General features: G+C 50.1%; 7 protein-coding genes. 6 read left to right on the top strand and 1 reads right to left on the bottom strand.

Annotated elements, in window-relative coordinates:
- The first annotated feature begins 283 nt into the window (after nt 1–283).
- Nucleotides 284–1,195, top strand: coding sequence for a LysR family transcriptional regulator (locus ABF979_RS15260; protein ID WP_415560599.1), 912 nt, complete (start codon nt 284–286; stop codon nt 1,193–1,195).
- Nucleotides 1,196–1,272: 77 nt separating this feature from the next.
- On the opposite strand, the gene ABF979_RS15255 is transcribed toward ABF979_RS15260, so the two are convergent.
- Nucleotides 1,273–2,163: a LysR family transcriptional regulator gene (locus ABF979_RS15255; RefSeq protein WP_415560598.1), complete on the bottom strand. Its 891-nt coding sequence runs from the start codon at nt 2,161–2,163 to the stop codon at nt 1,273–1,275.
- Between the two features lie 104 nt (nt 2,164–2,267).
- Here ABF979_RS15255 and ABF979_RS15250 point away from each other — a divergent pair, with 104 nt between their 5' ends.
- The 5 genes from ABF979_RS15250 to ABF979_RS15230 all read left to right on the top strand — a co-directional run bounded on the left by ABF979_RS15250 (nt 2,268) and on the right by ABF979_RS15230 (nt 8,351).
- Complete coding sequence (locus ABF979_RS15250; RefSeq protein WP_194265666.1) at nt 2,268–3,953, top strand: alpha-keto acid decarboxylase family protein; 1,686 nt, start codon at nt 2,268–2,270, stop codon at nt 3,951–3,953.
- Between the two features lie 182 nt (nt 3,954–4,135).
- Nucleotides 4,136–4,675: a sorbitol dehydrogenase family protein gene (locus tag ABF979_RS15245; protein WP_228120856.1), complete on the top strand. Its 540-nt coding sequence runs from the start codon at nt 4,136–4,138 to the stop codon at nt 4,673–4,675.
- A gap of 23 nt (nt 4,676–4,698) precedes the next feature.
- Complete coding sequence (locus tag ABF979_RS15240) at nt 4,699–6,342, top strand: GMC family oxidoreductase (RefSeq protein WP_194265668.1); 1,644 nt, start codon at nt 4,699–4,701, stop codon at nt 6,340–6,342.
- 4 nt (nt 6,343–6,346) lie between these two features.
- Nucleotides 6,347–7,774 carry a c-type cytochrome gene (locus tag ABF979_RS15235; RefSeq protein ID WP_415560597.1) on the top strand — a complete coding sequence of 476 codons (1,428 nt, stop codon included), beginning with the start codon at nt 6,347–6,349 and terminating at the stop codon, nt 7,772–7,774.
- A 19-nt stretch (nt 7,775–7,793) separates the two neighbouring features.
- On the top strand, nt 7,794–8,351 hold the full coding sequence (locus ABF979_RS15230; RefSeq protein WP_228120854.1) for a lipocalin-like domain-containing protein: 558 nt from the start codon (nt 7,794–7,796) through the stop codon (nt 8,349–8,351).
- Nucleotides 8,352–8,584: the final 233 nt, after the last annotated feature.

The following is an 8,584-nucleotide window of genomic DNA, read 5'->3' as shown; positions in this document are numbered from 1 at the left end:
CTTGCTGTCAAGCTGCCACAGGACGCGCTCCATCTGCCGATCAAGGGTTTCGACGACGTCAGGTAGAAGGCCGAGCGTACCATTCCTGTGTCGCTCCTCATTTGTGAAGGCAGTTTCGCGGTTGTGAACCGCGTCCAGAAGGGGAGGGAGTGAAGATGCAGTGCGATCGGACGTCATGTCTGTCTCCATTCATTGATGAACAGACAATGGATGTGCGTTGATGGTGCTGGTAGTCGCATAAAAGGAATTGTATCTGTGTATAAAATGCAAAGATGGCCCCTCAATGCACGATGACGCCGGTGACCTGAGATTTTTCGTACTTCTCGTTGAAGCGGGAAATCTGACTGCAGTCGCGCGTCACCTCAACGTTTCGGCAGGAGCTTCCAGTCGAAGACTGGCTCGGCTGGAGGAGCGGCTTGGCGTACGTCTGGTCACAAGGACATCAAGACGCTTCGACCTGACGGACGAGGGACAGACGTTTTATGAGCGTGCTGCAGAGATCATGACTGATATTGAAGCAGCCGAAGCCGAGATCTCCGCCAATCAAAAAGAGCTTCGTGGTGTTCTGAGGATTGGAGCACCACTTGAACTGGGACGTCGCCGTTTGGCTGATTTTGTCAGCGAATTCGCCGATCGTTTCCCGAAGCTGCGCGTCCATCTTCTTCTGTCGGATGAAGGGCTGGATGTTGTTAATAGTCGCCTTGACCTGGCCATTCGGATTGGCATGCCGAATGAAACGGGGGTTGTTGCGACAAAAATCATGAGCAGTGAACGAGTCATCTGCGCTGCTCCAGCCTATCTTAAGAAATTTGGCATGCCTGCCACTCCTGCCGAATTAAATCGGCATCGCTGTATTTGCCTGATGCGTGGGCATGAGCTGGGAATGCTCGACCGATGGCGGCTGTCTCGTGAAGGAGAAGATCAGGTCGTTGAGGTAACGCCGCATCTATCGACGACGAGCGGCGAAGTGGTGCATGATTGGGCACTCAAGGGTAAAGGCATCGTGTTCAAAGTCTTGTGGGACGTCGGCGACGACCTGCAATGCGGCAGGTTGGTCCGTCTTTTACCGGAGTACCAAGGGGAGACGATCGGATTGTTTGCAACGATGCCAAGTCGACGTAACGTGCCTCTGCGCGTTCGAACTTTTCTCGACAATTTAAGAGATTTTCTGGCGCATCGACCGTCATGGCATTAGTGAAAATAATTAATATGTATGATCGGATTTTTGTAATTATTAATAGAAATTACGGATAATATACTCAATATTATATTCTAATTATTGTTTCCTATAGCCAGAAGAATTTGATAGAAATTGGCGCTTGGTCCAGTCAATTCCGTTTCAAGGGTGGCAAGCGAGATGCTGGCTCGAGGTGAGGGGCCGGAGATGGGATGGAATGTTGCGCCATCAGCATGAATTTGTCGTAGGTAAGCCGGAACGACTGCTACACCCAGTCCCGCCGCAACCATTGGAATTGTTGCGGTGATCTGAGGGGCTGCTTGTCCGAAACGCGGAGTAAAACCGCCTTGTTGACAGGCTGAGATAATAGCATCGTAGAAACCGGGGCCGAGTGAGCGATCAAAAATAAGAAATGGTTCTTTGGCGACGTCGATTAATTTGAGCGTGTGGCGCTTGGAAAGTGGATGGCCTTTTGGAATGGCGATCAGGGTTGGTTCATCAAAGAGAGGATGGAGTACGATTTCCGGATCTGGCGCTGGCGGGCGTACAATGGCGAGATCGACCCGGCGCTCTCGTAAAGCCTCACAGAGAGCGGGAGTGTTACTCTCTTCGAGTGTGATTACAATATCGGGCCACTGCTCTCGAAATGCTCGTATGGCTTTAGGTATTAGAGGTAACAGCGCGACGGCTCCAGCCATCCCTATTCTAAGACGCCCTTGTTCGCCAAGAGATAATCCTTTGGCCAGAAGGTGAAATTGATGTTCAAGGCGCAGAATTGTCTGGGCTTTTTCAAAAAGCTGCTCCCCAAAATCCGTCAAGACAGCTCCACGTCTAGACCGGATAAAGAGTTGCACTCCTAGCTCTGTTTCTAGGGATTTAATCTGCTGGCTGAGAGGGGGCTGCTCGATATGGAGCACCTCTGCGGCTTTTGTGAAGCTGCCATGCTCTGCGATGGCCACGAAATAGCGTAGATGGCGAAGATCCATGTATCCATATGATATACATATGACAATCAGTCAAAATATATATTGGACGTTTAAAAGAGGGGCATCCATCTTGGGGGAAGAATTTTTATTGGAGATACTGAGTTATGGCTTTCACTGTTGGGCATTATCTCGCTGAACGGCTGACACAAATCGGTCTGAAGCATCATTTTGCTGTTGCTGGTGACTATAATCTGATTCTGCTTGATCAACTGATTGAGCATGGCGGTATGAAGCAGATCTATGACTGCAATGAGTTGAATTGCAGCTTCGCGGCGGAAGGTTATGCGCGCGAAAATGGTGCTGCTGCTGCTGTGGTGACGTTTAGTGTCGGTGCAATTTCAGCAATGAATGGCCTGGGTGGGGCTTATGCTGAAAATCTTCCCGTCATTCTGATTTCTGGTGCGCCGAACTCTAATGATCATGGGTCGGGCCATGTCCTGCACCACACGATCGGCACGACAGATTATAATTATCAAATGGAGATGGTGAAGCACGTTACGTGTGCGGCTGAGAGCATCACCTCGGCAGACACTGCACCTGCAAAAATCGATCACGTCATTCGGACCGCACTGCGCGAAAAAAAGCCCGCTTATTTAGAAATTGCTTGTAACGTTGCGAGCCAGCCTTGTGTGCGCCCAGGTCCGGTTTCGTCGCTTCTGTCTCACCTGAAGGCAGACGAAGTCAGCCTCAAAGCTGCGCTCGAAGAAAGTCTCGCGTTTCTTGAAAAAGCCCAGAATGTTGTCATTCTTGTCGGGAGCAAGCTGCGCTCTTGTGAGGCGCTGACTGAAACAGTGGCTCTTGCAGACAAGCTCGGTTGTGCCGTGACTGTTATGGCTGCGGCCAAGAGCTTCTTCTCTGAGGCGCATCCGGGTTTCCGCGGAGTTTATTGGGGGGAGGTCAGCAGCCCTGGCGTTGAAGATGTCATCAAGAGCGCTGACGCTGTTATCACTCTGGCCCCGGTCTGGAATGATTATTCGACTGTCGGTTGGCGGGATTCCGTGCGTGGAGAGCATGTGCTTGAAGTGGACCCGGGTCGTGTCACGGTGAGCGGTAAGACTTTTGAAGGTTTCCGTTTGAAGGAATTTGTGGCTGCTCTGACAGAGCGGGTGTCCAGTAAGCCTGCCTCTCTGGTGAAGCCGTATACTCCCGTTGCGTTGCCAGTTGCTGACGCTGCCAAGCCGCTCACTAATGATGAGATGACCCGTCAGATCAATGCGTTGGTCGATGGAAACACGACGTTATACGCCGAGACTGGTGATTCCTGGTTCAATGCAACGCGTATGCATCTGCCTGAGGGTGCCAAAGTTGAGTCGGAAATGCAGTGGGGACATATCGGTTGGTCTGTGCCGTCCATTTTCGGTAATGCCCTGGCTGCTCCTGAGCGTCAGCATGTTCTGATGGTTGGTGATGGCTCGTTCCAGCTGACGGCACAGGAAGTGGCGCAAATGGTTCGCTATGAACTGCCGGTTATCATCTTCCTCATCAATAATTTTGGTTACGTCATTGAGATCAAAATTCATGATGGCCCCTATAATTATATCCAGAACTGGGACTATGCCGCTCTGATGCAGGTCTTCAACCAGGGTGTTCCGGGCGTAGAAAGTGGTAAATACGGACTGGGCCTGCACGCTACGACAGGTGAAGAACTGGCTGATGCCATTGAAAAGGCAAAGAAAAATACTCGTGGACCAACATTGATCGAATGTAAGCTTGATCAGACAGATTGCACCGAAACGCTCGTGCAGTGGGGCAAATTTGTTGCAGCAGCCAATTCCCGTAAGCCTGCCTGAAAATAAGTAATTTTATTCGTGCATGTGCCTTCTTTTAAAAACAGGAAGGTACATGCACAAACATGTCTAGGAGAATAAATAACAGATCGTTTTAAAATAAAAATTTATGACGAAAAATACAAGAATGGGAGTATATATTATATTTAGTTAAGAAATTCTATTTTGTGAAGTGAGTGTTTCTTATGCACATATCACGCTCTACCAGCCCTCGGATCGGAAGGCGCGGGTTGCTTTTGGGTATGTCGTCTCTCAGTGCCCTCTTTTGTGTTCAAACATCTCGCGCTGCGCCATTGCGTGGTGGAATGTTGCGTTCCGGAATGCTGCATCAGAAGTTCATGTCGGTCTCATCTCTTTTGGTGCCGCATAAGCTCAATGAAACTATCGGAATGAGAACAGCAGATGCAATGATCGCGACTGTTCCTGATTTTCCTGAACATTTAGAGCAGCTAGCATCGTTCATTGAGGCTAAAAAGCCCGCTGATGTTGAAGAGCTTATGGAAGCTTTAGCAGATGTTTCTTTGAAAAATGCCGCTCAAAGCATCATTGAATCTTGGTATACTGGTGCAGTTCAGGGGGTATCCACTATTTCCGTCATTTCTTATGAAGAGGCTTTGATGTTCAAAGTCACGTCTGATGTGATGACGATACCCTCTTATGCTATTTCTGGGCCCAATGGCTGGACGGCGGACGCTCCGCCTCTTTCTCAACTTCCGATTTTTTGAAGCTGATATAGGAGCGCGCTGAAATGGTAAATGAGACAAAATATGACGTCGTTGTCGTCGGAACAGGCGTTGTTGGGTGTTTGATCGCCGAACAAGCTCTAGATGCTGGTTTGTCAGTGCTTATGTTGGAGGCTGGGCCCAGGGTTGACCGACAGACCATCGTAGAAAATTTTCGAAACCTTCCTCCGTCGTTGCGACATCACTGGGATGCGCCATTTCCTCCGCCACCATGGGCACCAGTTCTCGAAACACGCACGCCTGGCGAAGAAAATGCTTATCTGGATCTGACAGGGCCTAATGCCACGGCTTACCAGCAAGGTTATGTTCGGTATGCTGGCGGAGCGACGTGGCACTGGGCTGGCATTTGTTGGCGAATGACCCCTGACGATATGAAATTAAAAAGCCTCTATGGAGTTGGGCGCGATTGGGCTTTTGATTATGAGACTTTAGAGCCGTATTATGCTCGTGCAGAATATGCTCTAGGCGTTTGCGGTCCAACGGATGCCGCATTGCAATGGCCTCCCAAAACGCCTCGTTCCCGGCCTTATCCCATGGGTCCGTTACCTTTGGGGCCAGGAGAGCAGCGCTTCACCGATGTTATGGCACCACTTGGGTTGCAAAATTTGCCTGCACCGCAGGCGCGCAATAGTGGTGTTAGTTATGATGGACGTCCTGCGTGCTGTGGCAATAATAACTGTTTTCCGGTCTGCCCTATTGCTGCAAAATATGACGCAGCCACGGCACTGCCACGCATTGAGGCCAAAGGCGGAAAGCTTTTAACCAATGCTGTTGCCTATCGCATTGAAGCGGATGACCGTCATAAAATACAGGCTGTCCATTATTATGACCCTCATCGCACATCACATCGCGTAACAGGGCGTGCTTTCGTCATTGCCTGTAATGGCATTGAGACCCCCAAACTTCTGCTCTTGTCCAAAGATGATCGCCATCCAAATGGAATTGCCAACAGTTCCGATCAGGTAGGGCGTAACATGATGGATCAGCCGAAGTTGAAAGCGACTGTTGAAATGAGCGAGCCGCTTTGGACTGGGGTTGGACCTGTACAGGGCAGTAGCATTCTGAACACCAGTCAGGGCGACTTCCGTAGCGAATATGCTGGAGCCATGTTCCGTATGGAAAATATGGCCCGAGGCTCGATTGGTGCAGCAGAAGCGTTAAAAAAAGGTCTGTACGGACGTGCTCTCGATCAGGAAATTCGCCGCCTGTCTGCTTGTACCGGGCTGTTGGTTGTGGAGCATGAGCCTCTTCCGTCTTCCATTAATCGTCTGACGCTGTCGGATAAAAAAGACTGGTTAGGCCTTAATCGCCCGCGGATTTATTATGATGTTGGCGATTATGTGCGGCGTAGTGCGGAACAATATACTATTCCGACACTTAAAAAGATGGCAGCGGCTTTAGGGGCGACAAAGTTCGATCTGAATCCTGAGTTCTTGCATAGTGATCACATCATGGGAGGCTGCATTATGGGAAAAGACCCATCAGACTCAGTTGTCGATGTTGATTGCCGTTCTCACGATCATGAGAATCTCTTTCTTCCTGGCGGGGCAGCAATGACAACCGGCGGGAGTGGAAATAGCACGATTACAATGGCAGCGCTTGCTTTGAAGGCTGCCGATGCAATTGTGGCACAATTCAAGACGGCTTGATCTCATGATACAGCGATCCTTTTTCTACACAGTTACAGTCTGTTATTTTGCTGCCATTGCTCTTTCTGCGACACATCCAGCAAAGGCTGATCCACTTGGAAACCCACAGCGTGGTCAGTATCTGGCAGTTGCTTCAGACTGCGTAGCCTGTCATACGGCGCCCCATGGACAGCCTTTCGCGGGTGGGTTGGCCATGCATACCCCCTTGGGAGTTATGTATTCGACAAACATCACTCCGTCTCTTTCAGCAGGTATTGGTCACTATTCGTTAGAAGATTTCGACAAAGCTGTTCGGCGTGGCGTCAGAAAAGATGGTGCCAACCTGTACCCAGCAATGCCGTACACAGCTTATTCCTATCTGACGGATCAGGACATTGCTGATTTATATGCTTACTTCCAGAAGGAGGTTGCTCCGGTAGATAAAAAAGGACCGGTTACAGCGCTGCCATTTCCGATGAATATCCGGTTCTCCATGTCTTTTTGGAACATGTTGTTCCTGAATGGAAAACCCTATCAGGGTGATGCGACAAAGTCGGCAGAGTGGAACAGGGGAGCTTACCTGGTACAGGGGGCGACGCATTGTGGAACCTGCCATACACATCGTGGGTTCCTGATGCAGGAAGATCTGGCGCACCCGCTGTCGGGAGCCAGTCTTGGAACATGGTACGCACCAAACATTACCCCTGACACAGTCAGTGGTATTGGGAGTTGGAGTGATCAGGATCTTACGGAATATCTCCGCACGGGACGCCTGCATGGCAAAGCACAGGCCGGAGGCGGAATGGGTGAGGCTGTTGAACACAGTTTCTCTCATATGTCTTCTGGTGACCTGAATGCCATTAGCGTTTATTTGCGCAGTTTAAAGCCGGTCAGTGATCCGAATGATCACGCTTCGTCCAGATTTCAGCAAGGCCATGACCTAAATCCGTCAGTCGAGCTGCGGGGGGTAACCCCGATTCTAGATCATAACGACAACACCGCCAGTGGAGCGGCTCTCTTTATGGGGAACTGCGCCTCGTGTCATGGGGCCAGTGCTCAGGGAAGTAAAGATGGTTATTATCCATCCCTTTGGCATAATTCGGTGACAGGCGCGTCTCGTGGCGACAACCTCATTTCAACAATTCTGTATGGTGTCTCTCGATCGGTAGAGGGGCGCCAAGCCTTCATGCCAGGTTTCGGCGGAAAATCGGGAGATGCTGTACAACTGGACGATAGTCAGGTCGCCAGGTTGAGCAATTTTGTTTTCAAAACATATGGTCGACCAGACGTTCAGGTCACACCACAGGATGTTGCGCTTATCAGAAAGGGTGGGCCTGCCTCTCCATTATTGCTGTTGTCCCGAGTTGGCATGGCGGCGGGAGCAATACTGGTTCTGATACTGTGTGCCGTAGTGTTCGTCATAAGACGTCACAAAACAATAAATGTTGTTTAAAAATAGAAAGGATATGAGTATGTTTGAAAAAGTACGTAAGTACACAAAAGTTATGCTGATTATGTTTTTTGCGGGATCTGTGTCTATGTCTTCATTGTCATCTGTCCATGCTCAGGAAGTATCAATTCCGGAACTTCCAAAGCAGGTTGATCCAGACTTGAAAAAGAACATAGTCGGGGTTTGGGAGCTGGTTTCTTATAAGGTTCAGGATAAAGAAACCGGGAAGTTGATTGACGCTATGGGCGCCCATCCGCGTGGTCGCGTTATTTTCACCCCTGACGGTTGGGTTGCGTTTAATCTTGAAGGGAGTGATCGTCAGCCGGCAAAAAATGACGCGGATCGCGCGCATCTCATGAAGACACTCGTTGCCTATATTGGCCGCTATCGTGTGGAAGGTAACCAGTGGGTTACAAGTGTGCAGACAGCATGGGCGCCAGAATGGGTTGGAACAGAGCAGCGTCGTAATATCGTCGTGAAAGGGAATGAAGCTGATGTTCTGACGCCTTGGCGGATTATGCCTAACTGGGATAACGGAAAAATGTCCCGCAGCATTATCCGTTTTAAACGGGTCAATTAATCTGGAAAAGCCGACGACCGTGCTCTGCGCGAAAAAAGGAGCAAGCACCTCGAGGTAGCCCCGTCCGTTCGGATAGTTTTTAGGTTTGAATAAGCTATACTCGTTTGTTGTTATGCCGCCATTTTGACGACGCTGCTGTTGGCCCGCTTTTACGCGGGTTAACCCGGACAAGAGGGCGTCGGCGCGGCATGATAAGGCGCAAACGGCGTGCGTCCCCCCACTGGGGGATGCGG

The sequence above is a fragment of the Gluconobacter sp. genome (genome assembly GCF_047723935.1).
In the GTDB taxonomy this organism is placed as follows: Bacteria; Pseudomonadota; Alphaproteobacteria; order Acetobacterales; family Acetobacteraceae; genus Gluconobacter.
The sequence above is the reverse complement of the archived record's forward strand: the minus strand, read 5'-3'. Positions and strand labels throughout refer to the sequence as shown.

Bases quoted from the DNA above. Each gene is read 5' to 3' on its own strand.
- ABF979_RS15255 (WP_415560598.1), bottom strand. From the start codon at position 2,163: ATGGATCTTCGCCATCTACGCTATTTCGTGGCCATCGCAGAGCATGGC.
- ABF979_RS15260 (WP_415560599.1), top strand. From the start codon at position 284: ATGCACGATGACGCCGGTGACCTGAGATTTTTCGTACTTCTCGTTGAA.
- ABF979_RS15235 (WP_415560597.1), top strand. From the start codon at position 6,347: ATGATACAGCGATCCTTTTTCTACACAGTTACAGTCTGTTATTTTGCT.
- ABF979_RS15230 (WP_228120854.1), top strand. From the start codon at position 7,794: ATGTTTGAAAAAGTACGTAAGTACACAAAAGTTATGCTGATTATGTTT.
- ABF979_RS15240 (WP_194265668.1), top strand. From the start codon at position 4,699: ATGGTAAATGAGACAAAATATGACGTCGTTGTCGTCGGAACAGGCGTT.
- ABF979_RS15245 (WP_228120856.1), top strand. From the start codon at position 4,136: ATGCACATATCACGCTCTACCAGCCCTCGGATCGGAAGGCGCGGGTTG.
- ABF979_RS15250 (WP_194265666.1), top strand. From the start codon at position 2,268: ATGGCTTTCACTGTTGGGCATTATCTCGCTGAACGGCTGACACAAATC.